The sequence below is a fragment of the Dendronalium phyllosphericum CENA369 genome (genome assembly GCF_016056275.1).
Taxonomy (GTDB): domain Bacteria; phylum Cyanobacteriota; class Cyanobacteriia; order Cyanobacteriales; family Nostocaceae; genus Dendronalium; species Dendronalium phyllosphericum.
In genome coordinates this window covers 1-15,438 of the sequence record NZ_JAECZA010000050.1, presented here as the reverse complement: position 1 = coordinate 15,438, position 15,438 = coordinate 1, and the positions used below count along the sequence as shown (strand labels likewise).

General features: G+C 39.9%; 15 protein-coding genes. 4 read left to right on the top strand and 11 right to left on the bottom strand.

What is annotated here, in order from left to right; all coding sequences use genetic code 11:
- Positions 1-511: 511 nt before the first annotated feature.
- Both I8752_RS13180 and I8752_RS13175 read right to left on the bottom strand, forming a co-directional pair.
- A complete protein-coding gene (locus I8752_RS13180) occupies positions 512-1,135 on the bottom strand; it encodes a hypothetical protein (RefSeq protein WP_214432775.1) in 624 nt (207 codons plus the stop codon).
- Positions 1,136-1,264: 129 nt separating this feature from the next.
- The gene (locus tag I8752_RS13175; protein WP_214432774.1) at positions 1,265-1,582 is read right to left on the bottom strand and encodes a hypothetical protein; all 318 of its coding nucleotides are present in this window, start codon (positions 1,580-1,582) and stop codon (positions 1,265-1,267) included.
- A gap of 585 nt (positions 1,583-2,167) precedes the next feature.
- Between I8752_RS13175 and I8752_RS13170 the strand changes: the two genes are divergently transcribed.
- Positions 2,168-2,587 (top strand): YidH family protein, encoded by a 420-nt coding sequence (locus I8752_RS13170; protein ID WP_214432773.1) that lies wholly within the window; start codon positions 2,168-2,170, stop codon positions 2,585-2,587.
- A 187-nt stretch (positions 2,588-2,774) separates the two neighbouring features.
- On the opposite strand, the gene ureG is transcribed toward I8752_RS13170, so the two are convergent.
- The 6 genes from ureG to I8752_RS13140 form a co-directional block, all read right to left on the bottom strand.
- Positions 2,775-3,371: an urease accessory protein UreG gene (gene ureG / locus I8752_RS13165; RefSeq protein WP_214432772.1), complete on the bottom strand. Its 597-nt coding sequence runs from the start codon at positions 3,369-3,371 to the stop codon at positions 2,775-2,777.
- Between the two features lie 118 nt (positions 3,372-3,489).
- Entirely contained in the window at positions 3,490-4,182 is a 693-nt protein-coding gene (locus I8752_RS13160) for an urease accessory protein UreF (protein WP_214432771.1), read from the bottom strand.
- Positions 4,157-4,603, bottom strand: a complete 447-nt coding sequence (gene ureE, locus I8752_RS13155; RefSeq protein WP_214432770.1) for an urease accessory protein UreE — start codon at positions 4,601-4,603, stop codon at positions 4,157-4,159. The genes I8752_RS13160 and ureE overlap by 26 nt, the downstream gene beginning before the upstream one ends.
- 320 nt (positions 4,604-4,923) lie before the next feature.
- Positions 4,924-5,337, bottom strand: a complete 414-nt coding sequence (gene atpC / locus I8752_RS13150; protein ID WP_214432769.1) for an ATP synthase F1 subunit epsilon — start codon at positions 5,335-5,337, stop codon at positions 4,924-4,926.
- 143 nt (positions 5,338-5,480) lie between these two features.
- Positions 5,481-6,929, bottom strand: a complete 1,449-nt coding sequence (atpD, locus tag I8752_RS13145; RefSeq protein WP_214432768.1) for a F0F1 ATP synthase subunit beta — start codon at positions 6,927-6,929, stop codon at positions 5,481-5,483.
- A gap of 317 nt (positions 6,930-7,246) precedes the next feature.
- The gene (locus tag I8752_RS13140) at positions 7,247-8,371 is read right to left on the bottom strand and encodes a PEP-CTERM sorting domain-containing protein (protein WP_214432767.1); all 1,125 of its coding nucleotides are present in this window, start codon (positions 8,369-8,371) and stop codon (positions 7,247-7,249) included.
- Positions 8,372-8,388: 17 nt separating this feature from the next.
- On the opposite strand from I8752_RS13140, the gene I8752_RS38015 reads away from it, so the two are divergent.
- Positions 8,389-8,517: a hypothetical protein gene (locus I8752_RS38015; RefSeq protein WP_263985305.1), complete on the top strand. Its 129-nt coding sequence runs from the start codon at positions 8,389-8,391 to the stop codon at positions 8,515-8,517.
- A 536-nt stretch (positions 8,518-9,053) separates the two neighbouring features.
- On the opposite strand, the gene I8752_RS13135 is transcribed toward I8752_RS38015, so the two are convergent.
- The 3 genes from I8752_RS13135 to I8752_RS13125 all read right to left on the bottom strand — a co-directional run bounded on the left by I8752_RS13135 (position 9,054) and on the right by I8752_RS13125 (position 11,903).
- Entirely contained in the window at positions 9,054-9,722 is a 669-nt protein-coding gene (locus I8752_RS13135) for a DUF642 domain-containing protein (RefSeq protein ID WP_214432766.1), read from the bottom strand.
- Positions 9,723-10,886: 1,164 nt separating this feature from the next.
- Positions 10,887-11,204 carry a hypothetical protein gene (locus I8752_RS13130; RefSeq protein WP_214432765.1) on the bottom strand — a complete coding sequence of 106 codons (318 nt, stop codon included), beginning with the start codon at positions 11,202-11,204 and terminating at the stop codon, positions 10,887-10,889.
- A gap of 228 nt (positions 11,205-11,432) precedes the next feature.
- Positions 11,433-11,903 (bottom strand): NADAR family protein, encoded by a 471-nt coding sequence (locus I8752_RS13125; protein ID WP_214432764.1) that lies wholly within the window; start codon positions 11,901-11,903, stop codon positions 11,433-11,435.
- A gap of 804 nt (positions 11,904-12,707) precedes the next feature.
- On the opposite strand from I8752_RS13125, the gene I8752_RS13120 reads away from it, so the two are divergent.
- Complete coding sequence (locus tag I8752_RS13120) at positions 12,708-14,195, top strand: ABC transporter permease subunit (protein WP_214432763.1); 1,488 nt, start codon at positions 12,708-12,710, stop codon at positions 14,193-14,195.
- On the top strand, positions 14,188-14,922 hold the full coding sequence (locus tag I8752_RS13115; RefSeq protein ID WP_318780840.1) for an amino acid ABC transporter ATP-binding protein: 735 nt from the start codon (positions 14,188-14,190) through the stop codon (positions 14,920-14,922). Before I8752_RS13120 ends, I8752_RS13115 begins: the two co-directional genes overlap by 8 nt.
- Positions 14,923-15,438 lie beyond the last annotated feature (516 nt).

Genomic DNA, 15,438 nt, shown 5'->3' with positions numbered 1-15,438 from the left:
TGAATAGATAACTAAGCCTACATACTTAATAAAATATTAAGTAATAGACTTAGCTAAGTTTTTAGGTGGGAAAAAATGCATTTAATACTGTAACTCTACCGAATTACCGTATTTTATGTGGATTTATCTTTGCATATAGTTGTATAAAATGCAAGACCCTAGACTTCAACAAAAAGTAAAATGTAGTATTTAATACATAACGCAAGTATTGACAATCTTCACTTTTTGTTTTCTAAAGAATTCAAAGTTAGAGATTAAAATAAGCGGATGAATTCTGTAGGAAGCGTGTAAAATTAATAACAATGCTTCCGATGGAGCGATCGCTAAACTCTTATAATTATGTCCACCTACTTATCATCTTAAAATCAGACTTAGCGTAATTTAGTCAGTGTATATATAATCTACTCAACTAATTAAAAACCCCTCCTAAATAGGAGGGGTAAACTATCATCTTGTGTAATATAATTGACGCGCTTATCGCCTAAAAATTGAATCGCCAAGAAATCAAATCTTAATCAATTATTTGTGGGCTAGGAACTTGTGCATCAATATCTGCCTGCGATAACGTAGGAAGCAACCAGTTGCTTTCACCAGCCTTAAAAACTTTGGCAGGTGCTACATTCAATTCAATTGCACCAGTGGCTGGATTAGTTCTAGCAATTGATTGTGTACCATCGACAAACTTTACAGCGATTGGTTCAGTTAACTCTTGTACTTGAGTATTCGGACTGAAAACTACCTGAGAACCTGCGGGTAAGTAGATACCATCGCAATCCCAATCATCATCAGTGATTTGCCCTGCCGCTAAATAGTAAAGTTGCGTTGGATATTTTTTCGGTTTATTAGCATAGATACCTAAAGTTCTTCCTGTCTCATTACGGCATTGTGCCCGCTTTTTAGCTGTTTCCATCACATACTTCTGAGATTGTAATTGTGATAGTCGGGCTTGAAATTGCTCAGGTGTATAGCCAGCTTGTTCCGGGCTATTTTTCACGCTGAGAAGTTGGTTGAGTTCCTGAGTTACTTCAGCATAGTCAGTCCCTTTGGTGAAATCTTTGCCTGCCCAAGAAGGTTGAGCAATTACCAGATTCACAATCAATACGAGAACGACAAGAATAATTTTGATGAACTGCATATTTTTCTCCCTGGTTTGAGATTCTTAGTAATCAGATAAGGAAATTATTAGCTGCTTAAGATTTGAGTAAAAAGCAGAATTATTGCCAAGCTAAAGAAGCTTATTGAAGATTTTTGCATAAATATTGATTTAGTTTAACGCTGACTCTTGATTTTTAGGAGAACTCTCAAGTCTATTAGGATTGACCCATCGATTGACAAATTCACTATTATTTTTGCGTACTTTAATTTGCACTTGCTTAGAGCTTAATTTAACTACTTCAGCCGGAATTTTTTGGATATTAGCAGAGTCAGGACGAGCTTTGTAAAGCCAAATAACTTTTTGACCAACTTCAAAGTAGTTAGGATTATTGACTAAAGAGAGATGAGTTTCTGCCCAAGATGGACAAGCGGCTACTAAGGTGATTAAAAGCACTAATCCTATAAAACAAAGAGAAAAGAGTTTCATACATAACTGGCTAATTTATCGACAAGCTGTTGTCCGGTGTTAATTGTTATATGGAGGCGTATAGAGCTTTTTGTGCGATTTGGTTGTTTTGAACTACTGGTACATCAACGCTATTTGACAAGATTTTTTTGCTGGTATTCATGCTGCATCCGTGTAGTTAATTCAGTATGTGTTTGGCTTAATGCCTTAAAATTACACTTTCCCCGCGATAGAAACAAATATTCTTTATTTTTAAAACGATAAATACAATTTATGAATGTTAAGAAGGTTTTAAAGGACAATGAGCAATATATTTATTTGAAGCTGAAATTGGAAAAATTCAAGATATGAATTCAGCTATAGTTGAGAATAAAAAATAAAACTCCCAATCACTGTAGCTCTTAAAAATTATATTTTTGATTATAAATATAGTAAAATTGACTATATATCAAGTGCACGTATTTTAATAAGTATGCAGAATTTAAGTATGATAGAAATTTTTTATAAATAAACTGAATTTGAGAAAAATAATGTTGAGTAATTTGGTAATATAACTTAAATAGTAAAAAAATTAGCTAGCTAATCGAACGCATAGATATTGTGAAAATGGAAGCAAAAAATTTAGAAAATAAGAATTTAGAAACAAAAAAGTATAGGTCAGATCGAATTCGGGATCACTTAGCCAATGAACGTACTTATTTAGCATGGATGCGGAGTGGTATTGCACTCATGGGTTTTGGTGTTTTGATTGTACGGTTGCGGATTATGCGTCCTCCATTAGCACCACAACCTCCTGGTAATGGTTGGAAGTTAGGTTTAGCATTTGCCTTGGTAGGAGTATTAACAGTTTTACTATCAACACAGCATTATTTCGCTGTTCGCCAAGACATTGACGAAGATACTTATCAACCGCCAGATCGTTGGATACTTTTGGCAAGTATAGCTGTGCTTCTGTTGGGAGGAGGTGTACTGTACTATGTGTTTACTGTTCCTCTAGATTATTTAAATACTTATATTCTGGAGTGATGAATTTACCCAAAAAGTCAGTAAATCAAAAAGTTTTGCGATCGCTCAATATTTTGTGCCAAATCTTCAATCAGCAAGATTCTCATTGCAAAAACACCTTCTAATGCTTAAAATTTTTCCTAGTTGGCTTAATGTATGTAACGAGTAAAGATTACTCGTCTGTGTTCCTCAGTTAGCTGAAAAATCTTTAACAAATATTTGTGCAGACAAAGTTAATTACATCTACCAAACCTTCGTGAGTTTTCAAATTAGTAAAAATAAAGGGGCGATCGCCACGCATTTTTTTCGCATCCCGTTCCATGACACTTAAATCTGCACCTACATACGGTGCGAGGTCAGTTTTATTAATGACTAATAAATCTGACTTAGTAATTCCAGGGCCGCCTTTGCGGGGAATTTTATCACCAGCTGCCACATCAATAACATAAATTGTTAAATCTACTAATTCTGGACTAAAAGTAGCAGCTAAATTATCGCCACCACTTTCTAAAAATACTAAGTTTAAATTAGAAAATCGTTGTTCTAATTGTTCAATTGCTGCCAAATTCATCGAAGCATCTTCACGAATAGCAGTATGAGGACAACCGCCAGTCTCCACACCCAAAATGCGATCGCTTGCCAATGCTTGAGAACGCACCAAAAACTGAGCATCCTCTTGCGTATAGATATCATTTGTTACTACCGCAATCTGGAATTGTTCGCGTAATGCCTTACATAAAGCATCGACTAAAGCAGTCTTTCCCGAACCCACCGGGCCAGCAACTCCCACTCTAAATGTACTCATATAGTTAGTTGTCAGTTGTCAGTTGTCAGTTGTCAGTTGTCAGTTATCAGGAGGTGAGTCATTTTCTTTGTTCCTGTGTCCTTATATCCCCACGACCTTATGTCTCCCTCAATTCCTCCTAGCTTCTAAACAACCTTGTATACTGCGTTTCATGCTGCATACTGGCTAGCGATAGACCCCAGCTACAACAGCTTAGTTCATCATCCTTTAATACTATTATTTCTGTTGACGCAGCACTAATCAATGGTTGCAATTCTAGTAATAGTTCTTGTCCTGCTGTTTGACCAAGGGGAATGAGTTTTATCCCAGCAGTAATTAAATTACTTGCCCAGCTATGCAGATATCCTAGCAAGGCAGCTTTAATATTAATTTGCCAATGAGCAGCAGCAATACCAACTGCGATCGCATAATTGCAGGGATTACCAACAGCGTTAGCTAGAGGCAAGATTTGCGGTTGGAGTTTACTAAGTAACTGTATCAGCGATCGCCCCATTTGCCAGCTGGAGTTACGTAACTCTTGAGTTTCCCTAGCAGCTGATAACCACATATTCCAACGACATAATGCTTCTAGATCGCCTTTAATCCCAGATTTGTATCCTCGTACCATCACTGCTGCTTCTAAGCGAATTGCCCCATAATCCAGTTCGGCTTGTAACCAGTGCTTTAAAGTCGTTTGATTTGCGATCGCCTTATTTTCTACTAGCGTTTCCAATCCTTCAGAATAACTATACGCTCCTACAGGTAAAGCTGGGCTAGCTAGCTGTAAAATACATAAAAACTGGCTATCAGTGAGCGTGATGCTGTTGTCCATAAGCACCTAATTCTGGCTGAAACGGTAAAATTTCTTCTTTAATTTCTAGTCCCAATTGTTCCAACATGGTGCGTAAAACTGGATCGGTCGATAAACGTAAATAACTTGGGGTAATTTCTACTGGTACGTGACGATTCCCTAAATGATATGCTGCGCGCATTAATAAAAGCGGTGTTTGGGTAAAGACAGTTAAAACTGATTCTGCTTTGGCAGTAATTCTGATTAAACTACTATTTGTTTCGTCTTGCAAAATATCGCCATCCCGCAAAACTGTTCCTCTGGGTAAACGCAAAAACACCACTTTGCCATCTTCAGTCTCAAAACGATGACGACTGCGGGTGCGTTCTTCTGCTGTGAGCGCTAGAGTCAAAGTAACTACTGTATCGGGATTAGGTGGTTTCAGTTTGGTCAGCGTCAGCATGATTCATGAAATTAAAATAGCAAAATTGTCTAGGGAGAACTCCAAGAAATCAATTATCAATTTTTGCTTGTAACCCTATTGATTCTTCTCCCCCAGCTTATTTTTTATTTATAGCCATAGTCATACCCTTTAGTACAGTATTGATTGCTCAAAGCCTAGAAATAACTAGGTTTCTACTCAGCAATGCCAGTTGCTTCAACGGAGGGAACCTCCGCAACGCACTGGCTCCTCAGCACTCAGCACTTTACTATAGAAGTCCCTAAAAGCTGTGGGGCGGACAAAATAGCCCACCCCACAAAGCAAAAATAAAAAGTAAGATTTTAGGCCGAACCACCAGCAGCTTGAAAGCGAGCGCGGGCACGTTTAAAGGCTTGTGTTGCCTGGATTTGGGCTTGACGATCGCCTTGTGGTACTTGATTTAGACGTGCTTCTGCTTGGTTATATGCAGCACGAGCTTCTTCAAGGTTAATTTTGTCGCCGCGTTCAGCACTATTGACCAAAATAGTCACTTCATTTTCTTCAACTTCGGCAAAACCACCCAAAAGAGCGATCGCTTGCCAAGGCTGATTTTTAGCTGCGCGTACTCGCATCACACCTGTATCTAAGGCAGTCAAAAGTGGCGCGTGTCCGCTCAAGATACCTAGCTGACCAGTTGTGCTGGGCAAAATTACCTCATCAGCTGGGGCATCCCAAACTGTTTTATCGGGGGAAATTACACGAACGGTTAATGTCATTTGTCGTTTGTGAGTTGTCAGTTGTCGTACAGACGCGATTAACCCAAGTCAGTTGTCGTAGAGACGCGATTAATCGCGTCTTTCCAATAGTCAGTTGTCAGTTGTTTTTTACTACTGACAACTGACCACCGATCGCTAACTAATTAACCCTTGAGCTTTTGGGCTTTGGCGATCGCTTCGTTAATATCGCCTACCAAGTAGAAGGCCTGTTCTGGTAAATCATCTAGTTCGCCAGACAGAATCTTTTGGAACCCTTTGATGGTGTCTTCCAACTTCACATACTTACCGGGAGAACCGGTGAATACTTCTGCTACGAAGAACGGCTGAGACAAGAAACGCTCAACCTTTCGCGCCCGCGCTACGATCAAACGGTCTTCTTCAGACAGTTCGTCCAAACCCAGAATGGCAATAATGTCTTGGAGTTCTTTATAACGTTGCAGAGTTGACTGCACGGCACGAGCAGTACTGTAGTGTTCGTCACCAACAATATTGGGCTGCAACATTGTGGAAGTCGAACCAAGAGGGTCTACCGCTGGATAAATTCCCTTAGCTGCCAAACCGCGAGACAGCACTGTTGTTCCATCCAAGTGAGCGAAGGTGGTTGCAGGTGCGGGGTCGGTGAGGTCGTCTGCGGGTACGTACACTGCTTGAATGGAGGTAATCGAACCTTCTGTGGTTGATGTAATCCGCTCTTGCAGTTCGCCTACGTCAGTTCCTAATGTAGGCTGGTATCCTACCGCTGAAGGCATCCGACCCAGTAGCGCGGATACTTCCGAACCTGCTTGTACGAACCGGAAGATGTTGTCAATAAACAGTAGTACGTCTTGCTTGTTAACATCCCGGAAGTATTCTGCTACTGTCAAACCTGACAGACCAACCCGCATTCTGGCTCCGGGTGGCTCGTTCATCTGACCGTAAACTAGAGCAATCTTCGACTCGTTGAGGTTGTCTTTATTGATAACCCCAGATTCAATCATTTCGTTGTAGAGGTCATTTCCTTCACGGGTGCGCTCGCCCACACCAGCAAAAACAGACACACCACCGTGCTGGGTAGCGATGTTGTTAATCAACTCCATCATGATCACGGTTTTACCAACACCAGCACCGCCGAATAGACCAATCTTACCGCCGCGTCGATAGGGAGTCAGAAGGTCAACAACTTTAATCCCAGTCTCAAACACGGAAGGTTTGGTTTCCAGTTCAGTAAATTTGGGAGCAGAGCGGTGAATAGGTAAGGTTGTCTCAGCATTTACAGGCCCCTGATTGTCTACAGGTTCGCCAAGGACGTTGAAAATGCGACCCAAGGTGGCTTTACCAACTGGCACACTGATGGGAGCGCCAGTATCAACGACTTCCAGACCACGCACTAAGCCATCGGTGGTACTCATAGCAACAGCCCGCACCTGATTGTCGCCCAGTAGTTGCTGTACTTCAACGGTAAGGTTGATTTCTTGTCCAGCTTCGTTGGTGCCTTTGATGGTCAAAGCGTTGTAGATTTGTGGCAATTTTCCGCTAGGGAATTTAACGTCTACAACAGGACCAATAATTTGGGTAATGTAACCAATGTTTGTTTTTTCTGCGGTTGTGACCATGCTGCGCCTAATGATTGAAGCTATATTTCAGATAGGGTCGTAGAAGACATAAGATTAAGCAATGTCATCTTTAACTTTAGCACTGCAAGGGGACACAACTCCCTTAGTAATTCCTTAAAAAGGAGTTTGGCTATCTTAATAGATGATAAAGAGTAAAGAGTCCTGAGTGCTGTAGATGCTTCTATGGCTACTCTTGTAGCAACTGGTGTTGCTTTGATAAAAAACTGCCGTGTCTAAATACTGACAAACACAGCAGTCATCAAAACTCTTATACCCCTACACCCTGACTCCCTTACACCCTCCCACAGTAGTCCTGTTTAATCTTGGGTTACAACTTGTTTGTTTTGTTTGCGATTGAGCCTAAACCCACCAAAAGCAATGAATGCTAGCAACCCTAACAAAGCGGAAGGTTCGGGTACAGATGTGGAAGGTCTGGAAGTTTTGAATGTGCTGGTAACAAATAGACCATACACATTATCGTTATTACTGGGGTTTGTAGTTTTCAATTCCACAAATGTATCACCCGATTTAATAAAAGGGCTAGCATCAGTAATATTGCCAAGAGCTAGATTATACAGTTCATCATCTGTACGAAAACCACCTTCACTGGAAGCAAACGGGTCTGGATTAGTAGGACTATCGCCAATACCGCCAGCGGTAATTAACGCACCATTCGCTGGTTCTCCATCATCTTGACCGCCAGCAGAGCTAGTTAAGCGACGAGAGTTAGTAGAGTTTGTTGTTACATCCACAGTGGTGAACTGACCAGATGGTTGATAGCTGTAGGTACTGGCGAGAGATACTAAAAAATCCCCATTATTATAAGGTTGAGCAAAATTAAATTTTGTTGTGTCACCTGTTGTAGCTAGTGCTCCGTCGAAAATAAAAGACGAGAAGCCTGTGGTGCTGGCATTTTTATAAGCTACTACTAAAGTCTCACCATCGTTGTCTCCTAATTCTTCAATAGTATGATTTTGCAAACCACCTAAAGAACTTAGAAGGCTGGTAACATCCCAAAGGACTGTAGTTGTTGAGTTGGTGTCAGATGCGACTACAACTGCATCAGAAACTTTTAATAAATTTCCGTTGAGTTTGACATCATTAATCGGACTATAATTCCAAATTGAAGATGCATAAAGATAAGCTTTCAAAATACTTGCACCTACAGGTACATTAGTTTGCAATGTACCATTGTTACTGGTGCTACCAAAAGCATCAATTGAGAGGGCAGCATCATTGAAACTATCACGAACAAACAAAGCAGCAGATGCTGGCGAACTGAATGTAGCGAATCCAAAACTCGCACCTAAGATAGCAAATGTTGTCAGACTAGCTTGACGTATGTTGAGTTTGCGACTAGCTTGATGCATCATTTCTACAGTAATAGATTTTGCTTTTACACCAGCTTTTTGGAAGTTTTTTTTTATCTTAAATCTAGTCATGTAACTAACTCCTAACAATGATGTTAATGGTGAAAGTGTTGTTGATTACAGATGCAAAAATTTTGGCGAAATTACACATAACGCCTTTTATGCAACAGGAAAATTCAGCGGAATTGAGCCGCGATCGCAGATATCAACATCAATGAAAATGACTAAAGCTTTGAGTGAGCTTTTATCTTCTATATATTTAGTGAGTTAGTTATCAGTGTTTCCCTCACTTGCTTATTTATATAGATTACTTGTGAATCGATTTGATAGCTAGCGTTTTTACTGAGATTCACAAAATAATTACATTCTAAACTAGAATGCATAACAGACAAAACCTAGATGTCAAGTGGCAAAGCACTCATTATGCTGTAAATAATTGAACAAAACTTTGTAAAAACATGCTGTAGTTTTAAAAGAAATTTATACAAGTGTCTCTATTTCTGAAATGTCATGAGTGATATCTATAGGACTAGGGAAACCCCCCTTCGGGTTCGCCACTTTGCCATCGACGCAAAGCGCCAAGACGGCAAGTGGACTCACCAAGACTATACTGGCTCTACAGTTGCACAGAATTCAAGCCTGGATTCTGGCTTTTTACTGCTGAATTCTATTTTGGTAAACAATATTTAAAATACAAAAATGCTGTGTCAGGGAACCCAAACACAGCATTTTTCAAAATTGATTAAGTATGAATTTATGCTTTAGTTGGTGGTTTCTGTTGTTTGCGCGTCATAACTGAAGTAGTGCCAAAAATACCCACAGCCAAAACTCCCATAATTGAAGCGGGTTCGGGAATAGCAGTCACGCTAGTCACGCTAACATAGTCTATGTAACTACCCAAACCATCAGATTTCTCATTGAGGTTGTCAAAACTGAGGCGAGTTGTTGCACTTGTCGCAACGAGATCGTAACTATATGTCTTCCAGTTTGTATTAGTAAATCCGACTCCACTAGCAGACAGGGAATCAACTGCGTTTCCTCCCCACTTAATATTTAGGAGATTTTGGGCTACCTTTGGACGCGCTGAAAAAGCAAATGTTAATTCATATTTTTGACCAACTGTAGTTGCCAAGTCTTGAAAGATACCAGTAACGGCACTACTATCTAATTCTACAAATTGAAACCCATCAAATGGGCTTCCAGCTACACGGTCCTGTATCTCAATACGCCCCTTAGAGCCAGGTAACAAACTCCATCCAGGGATGGAAGACAAAAATTTAAAAGTGTTTTTAGGTATATCTGGACTTTCAAAGCTGCCATTGTTAACAAGATTCACAGCTGTGGCTGGTTTAGTAGCCATTAGAGACAAGAAACCCAGAGTCAATCCTACACCAATTCTGAAACCTAATCTTTGGATAAACATAGCCGTATAACTGAATTTCTCCCAAGAAGTGAATGTTGACAGTGGAAATAATCCCAATTTGTAAAGGTAATCGTTTCAGTTAAATTGCACATTACGCTTTAAGTACGTCACGTGAAGTTAACCTTTAGTGAAGGCTAAGATAAAATTGCTGTTAAAAATGTGACATTCTTTAATTACGTTTTTTCTTTGTAACTAAACGAGCAAAATTTTCAATTGAGTTTTTATTGTACTTATATAGAGTACTAGGTAATGGCTCGTGTGGCTAGTGCTTATACGTGTATTTACACAAAGAATCAATTACACACAAGTGAATGGGTGTTTATCGATCGCCAGACGAAACGCTTCCTATAGCCCTTAGCAGGCAGCACTTTTCGAGAATGGAGCAAATATGACAATGTTACAGTTTGTTGCAGTCTCTATTTTCAAGTTGCTATCTCAAAGTCGTTTCGATTACATTATTAAAATAAACTCATAACGACTACGAATAAATTATTGTTATTTAGAATTTAATAAGAGATGATTTGAAGCGATCGCCCGTGGCGACTATCCTAAGTGGCGAGTCTGTTCTTTTGTTCTAACTCAGCAATTTTTTTATCTTGGTCAAGATTTTTTTGCTTAAGTTGCGATATTTGTTTGTCTTGTTCGGCGTTCTTTTGTTCTGATTCAACAACTTTGCGATCGAGTTCAGCATTTTTCTGCTTGAGTTGCGATAGTTGTTTATCTTGTTTGGTATTTTTTTGTTCCGATTCAGCAACTTTTTTATCGAGTTCAGCATTTTTCTGCTTAAGTTCCGATAGTTGTTTATCTTATTCAGTGTTATCGTGTTCTAATTCACTTCCTTTCTACTTCAGAGGTTGTTTGAAAAGTCTAATTGATTACTTAACCTTGGGAACGAGAGGTCGTGGCTATACTTAATCTTCAGTGCTACAGTCTGTAACTTTAAGTAGCGCAGAATGAATCAGCTCAAGCTTCTTGAATCTCAGGGAGCTAGGAATAGAGTGGTTGCGATCGCACACTACAAACGAGGCAAGATTTCTGCTAACATTCGTTGGGTTTATCTGTATGCTTGACAAGCAACAGATAAATTACTTGCTTGTCATTTATCAAGAATTGGTAATGAATCAGATGATTTTTGCACGAACAACTGACAACTAATACCCCTCTTCATCCAGCTTGTTTCATCATATTCATTGGTGTTTTTGTATTCCAGACTTGTTCAAATTCTGCTTTGGTAATTCCAAATTCTTGGATATCCTCTTCACCTAGCGGTTTATCGCATAACATTCCGTAATTATCTGCAAAGTGGCTGCTATCATAAAACAATACATTTCCGTTTTCATAAACTTCTATTTGTCTTACGGGACACAAATCAGCTCCTACTTCCATAAAGTAGGTGCTAGTACCCCAAGCATCATATTCACCACCGAGGGATTCGTCCCAAAACCATTTGCAATAGTTCTTTATCTTTTTTGATATAGACATAATTGATTGACTCCTATGGGAAACTGCTACTTTCAAGCAATGTAAAAATCTACATTCCGTGAGTTTAAGCGAGCGTACCTTTAAAAGTTAAGTGTTGCAAAACACTATTGCAAGGTAACGCACTACTAAAAACGGCTAGCTATGAAGATTAATTTCACGCTTTTAGACTGCTTTCCCTTGATTACCGATTTTAGGCATCTACAAGAGCAAACATTCGCTGTAACTGCTCTATTTTACAGCAATATTGCCAATCTCTGCACCATCCGGATGGCGGAGTTTCTCTCGAACTTCCATCAAAATAGTTCCCAAACGATTTTGACCGCTACCATCGGCCCCACAACCCCAGTAATAATCAATCGGAGAATTCTCCACAATTTCTTCATTGTCTGTGGAAAGTAAAATTTGCCTAATATCTGCATGAGTTTCAAATTTGCGTAATACAGCTTTCCGCATAATGTCATCTTTAACTTGTTCCCAATCTGGACGTAGAGGACGACTTCTTTCACGCCCCATTCTTGCTACATCTTTAGGGCTTTTTACCAGACGGATTTGTTCTACATGAAACGTTCCGACGAACTTTTGTGCTTGAAAATAATGTTCGCTAGTATACCAATACAAATTATCCAATTCAAAGCCATGGGGCGAGAAGTTGGAGAAACAGCCATATTCTTCACGAGTACTGTAGAAGTAGATTGTCATAGAATTTATACAGAATTTAATGTGCTAAACAAGAGACTTTCAAATAAATAAATATCCTAGCCCAATAGAACTATCACAGTCACGTCGCAATTAACTGATATTGCGATCGCCATACCCCACTATCTGTTGCTAGATGATACTTAGTACCAGCCTAGTTTTTGTTGCCAAAATTAATCATTATCAGCTATCTAACTTTTTTACTGGAGTTTAGAGGATGTTTGAGGGGTGCGAATTGAGTTTTAAAAGCGGATGGTACGATCGCTGTTACGCTGTTTGCAAAGAAGCATTAATTATGGTGTTAATTGCTGAAGGCATTGCTTTATGAAGATTTTATAAAAGCGGGCGCAGATTTATTTACTTCGCTAGATATCACCTTAAGCTTTTGAATTGATTCTTGAGTTAGTTATTTAGTAATTTGTACTCATTCATAATCAAGTAACTACTTTAGAATACATCTCTAGACACATTCTCTTATCAATTCTGTTAAGAAAACTATGTCTAGAGATTTTATTTACAGCAGTTGTACTTAAGTAAAATTATTTGCACAGTAAAGTTTAAAATTTGATTACAAATACCCATAAAAGGCAAAAGCCGCTCTAGAGATATCTGGAACGGCTGGAAGAGAGTTGTTCTTGCATTCGGGGCTTCATAACTGTCATGCCCCATGTTCTGTATAAAAGGTTCAGTATATATCCTTATACAGCCTGCTTTTGGCTGTTTCCGGAAAGAAGAATCAAAGGTTACATTGATATAGTTCCCAAAATTACTCCAATATTAAGGGTGCATTGCATAATCAGCAAGTCAATGAAGAAACGAAGAGTATGGCTATTGACAATACTTTTTGCTGCTATGGTGGCAATAAGTGCGATCGCAGGCGGTCATAGCAATCCCCTACAAGCCGCTTCTATCGGCAAAGACACTCTGACAATGATTACCTCGCCAGATTATCCTCCCTACGAATTTTATGATACCAAGGGAGGCGATCGCCAAATAGTTGGCTTTGATATTGATATTGCCAACAGGCTGGCGAAAGAACTGGGATTCAAACTAAGAGTGATGGAGTCCGATTTTAATGGATTAATTCCAGCACTCCAGGCAAATCGGGCAGATTTTGTGATGGCTGGGATGACTCCCACTCCAGAACGCCAAAAAAATGTTGATTTTTCAATTATCTATTACGAAGCGAAAGATACGATTGTCGCGCCCAAGGGTAGCAACCTCAAGCAGCCAAAAGACCTTTCTGGGAAAAAGGTAGGGGTGCAACTAGGAACTATCCAAGAGCAAAATGCCAAGAATATCGCTAAAAAAGTAGCAGGCGTACAGCTCAAGCAACTCAACAAAGTCCCGGAAATCATTCAGGAAATGAAATCTGGACGAATCGATGCAGCAATTGTTGAGGATACTGTAGCTAAAGGATTCGCCCAAGCTAACCCAGACTTAGAGTTTAATGCGATTCCCTCTGAAGAAGCAAGTGGCTCGGCGATCGCTTTTCCCAAAAATTCCTCCTTGGTTGCACCTTTTAACAAAGTCCTTCAGCAAATGAAAGACAAGGGTGAATTAGAAAAACTAGCAACCAAGTGGTTTTCTGTCAATACCACCGCTACTGCATCCTCATCTGCTGCTAAAAGCGGACTGAATCTCGATTTCACCAGAATCTTTCCCGATATTCCCTTTATCCTCAAGGGCATACCCATAACTTTGTTGTTCACTTTATTATCTGTATTTTTAGGATTAATCTGGGGAACGGTACTTTCACTGTTAAAGATTATTGGTATCAAACCGCTGACTTGGGTTGCAAATGCCTATACCTCCGTATTTCGAGGCACACCACTGCTTTTACAGTTGGCTTTGGTTTATTACGCCACGCCCCAGCTGACAGGCTATGACATCTCAGCTTTAGAAGCAGGAGTGCTAACTTTTACCCTCAATTCTGGGGCTTATATGTCGGAGACCATTCGGGGTGGAATTCAAGCGGTAGATAAAGGACAAGCTGAAGCAGCGATGTCTATGGGTGTACCTTATCGGTTGATGATGTGGGATGTGATTTTGCCCCAAGCATTGAAGAATATTCTCCCCGCCTTAGTTAATGAAACTATCGGACTACTCAAAGATTCTGCCTTGGTATCAACTATTGGTGTAGTAGAAATTTTACGCAGTGCCCAAATCGTGGGTGCAAATAAATATATTTATTTTGAACCTTTGTTATTTGCAGGTTTAATTTACTACATTCTGGTTATGGGTCTGACTTTTGGTGCATCAGCTTTAGAAAGGAGGTTGAGGCAAAGTGAGTAATGCTGTGATTCGCACAGAATTTTTGTGTAAGTCCTTTGGCAAACTCGATGTACTCAAGGATATTTCCACAGAAATTCAACGAGGGGAAGTCGTTGCGATTTTGGGGCCTTCTGGTTCGGGTAAGTCCACTTTTCTGCGATGCATGAACTGGCTAGAACGCCCCACCAAAGGACGGATTTACTTTCACGAACAAGAAATTACTCAGCCGAAGGTCAATATCGCCAAAGTTCGCCAACGTTTGGTAATGGTATTTCAACACTTTAATTTGTTTCCCCACATGAACGTGCTGCAAAATGTCACCTATGCGCCAATTAAGGTGAAAAAGGTAAACAAGCAGCAAGCACGAACTAAGGGGTTGGAGTTGCTAGCTAAGGTAGGTTTGGCAGAAAAAGCAGATGTGTATCCATCTAAATTATCGGGGGGACAAAAACAGCGGGTAGCGATCGCCCGCGCATTGGCGATGGAACCAGAGATGATTTTATTTGACGAACCCACCTCTGCTTTAGACCCGGAAATGGTCAAGGATGTGCTAGAGGTGATGAAAGCTTTGGCGCAAACCGGAATCACGATGGCCATCGTTACTCACGAAATGGGATTTGCCAGAGAAGTGGCGAGTCGGATTATGTTTCTCGACCAAGGAAGTTTAGCAGAAGATACGACACCTAGCGAGTTTTTCCACAATCCCAGATGCGATCGCGCCAAGCAGTTCTTGGAAAAAATGCTTTAATTTTCTTAGCGAACTGGGGCTGATAGGTTTTGGAATGCGATCGCATAATTTTCATACAATCGTGATAAATATGTCATATCCCGTTGTTAGATTGAACTGAAGTAAACATTCAGTTTGCTCCTCACACCATACCACTAGCCTCTTGCTGTTCACAGGCAAGAGTTTTTTTTATTGGATACTACATCAGGGTTATGTCCGGCTATTTCTCTATCTAATGGAGGAATTGAGCTAGCTACTATAAATATTAAATAAATAACTATTCCGATCACCTGACGAACTTTAACTTGATAATCTCCTCGCTGCTAGATAACAGCGGGAGATTTTTTTCATAAATCACTAAACATTTTTCAAATACAGTTTATGGTTTATGGTACAGACACTGTAACAATTCGACAAACTTCAAACCTGACTCGATCTGAGTCAGCAACAGGGTGTAGGGGGTAGGGTGTAGTGAAGACGGCATTGGATACTACATCAGGGTTATGTCCGGCTATTTCTCTATCTAATGGAGGAATT

Bases quoted from the DNA above. Each gene is read 5' to 3' on its own strand.
- ureE (WP_214432770.1), bottom strand. From the start codon at position 4,603: ATGCTGACGCTGACCAAACTGAAACCACCTAATCCCGATACAGTAGTT.
- I8752_RS13125 (WP_214432764.1), bottom strand. From the start codon at position 11,903: ATGACAATCTACTTCTACAGTACTCGTGAAGAATATGGCTGTTTCTCC.
- ureG (WP_214432772.1), bottom strand. From the start codon at position 3,371: ATGAGTACATTTAGAGTGGGAGTTGCTGGCCCGGTGGGTTCGGGAAAG.
- atpD (WP_214432768.1), bottom strand. From the start codon at position 6,929: ATGGTCACAACCGCAGAAAAAACAAACATTGGTTACATTACCCAAATT.
- I8752_RS13180 (WP_214432775.1), bottom strand. From the start codon at position 1,135: ATGCAGTTCATCAAAATTATTCTTGTCGTTCTCGTATTGATTGTGAAT.
- I8752_RS38015 (WP_263985305.1), top strand. From the start codon at position 8,389: ATGATGTTAATGGTGAAAGTGTTGTTGATTACAGATGCAAAAATTTTG.
- I8752_RS13170 (WP_214432773.1), top strand. From the start codon at position 2,168: ATGGAAGCAAAAAATTTAGAAAATAAGAATTTAGAAACAAAAAAGTAT.
- I8752_RS13140 (WP_214432767.1), bottom strand. From the start codon at position 8,371: ATGACTAGATTTAAGATAAAAAAAAACTTCCAAAAAGCTGGTGTAAAA.
- I8752_RS13160 (WP_214432771.1), bottom strand. From the start codon at position 4,182: ATGGACAACAGCATCACGCTCACTGATAGCCAGTTTTTATGTATTTTA.
- I8752_RS13135 (WP_214432766.1), bottom strand. From the start codon at position 9,722: ATGTTTATCCAAAGATTAGGTTTCAGAATTGGTGTAGGATTGACTCTG.
- I8752_RS13175 (WP_214432774.1), bottom strand. From the start codon at position 1,582: ATGAAACTCTTTTCTCTTTGTTTTATAGGATTAGTGCTTTTAATCACC.
- I8752_RS13130 (WP_214432765.1), bottom strand. From the start codon at position 11,204: ATGTCTATATCAAAAAAGATAAAGAACTATTGCAAATGGTTTTGGGAC.
- I8752_RS13120 (WP_214432763.1), top strand. From the start codon at position 12,708: ATGAAGAAACGAAGAGTATGGCTATTGACAATACTTTTTGCTGCTATG.
- atpC (WP_214432769.1), bottom strand. From the start codon at position 5,337: ATGACATTAACCGTTCGTGTAATTTCCCCCGATAAAACAGTTTGGGAT.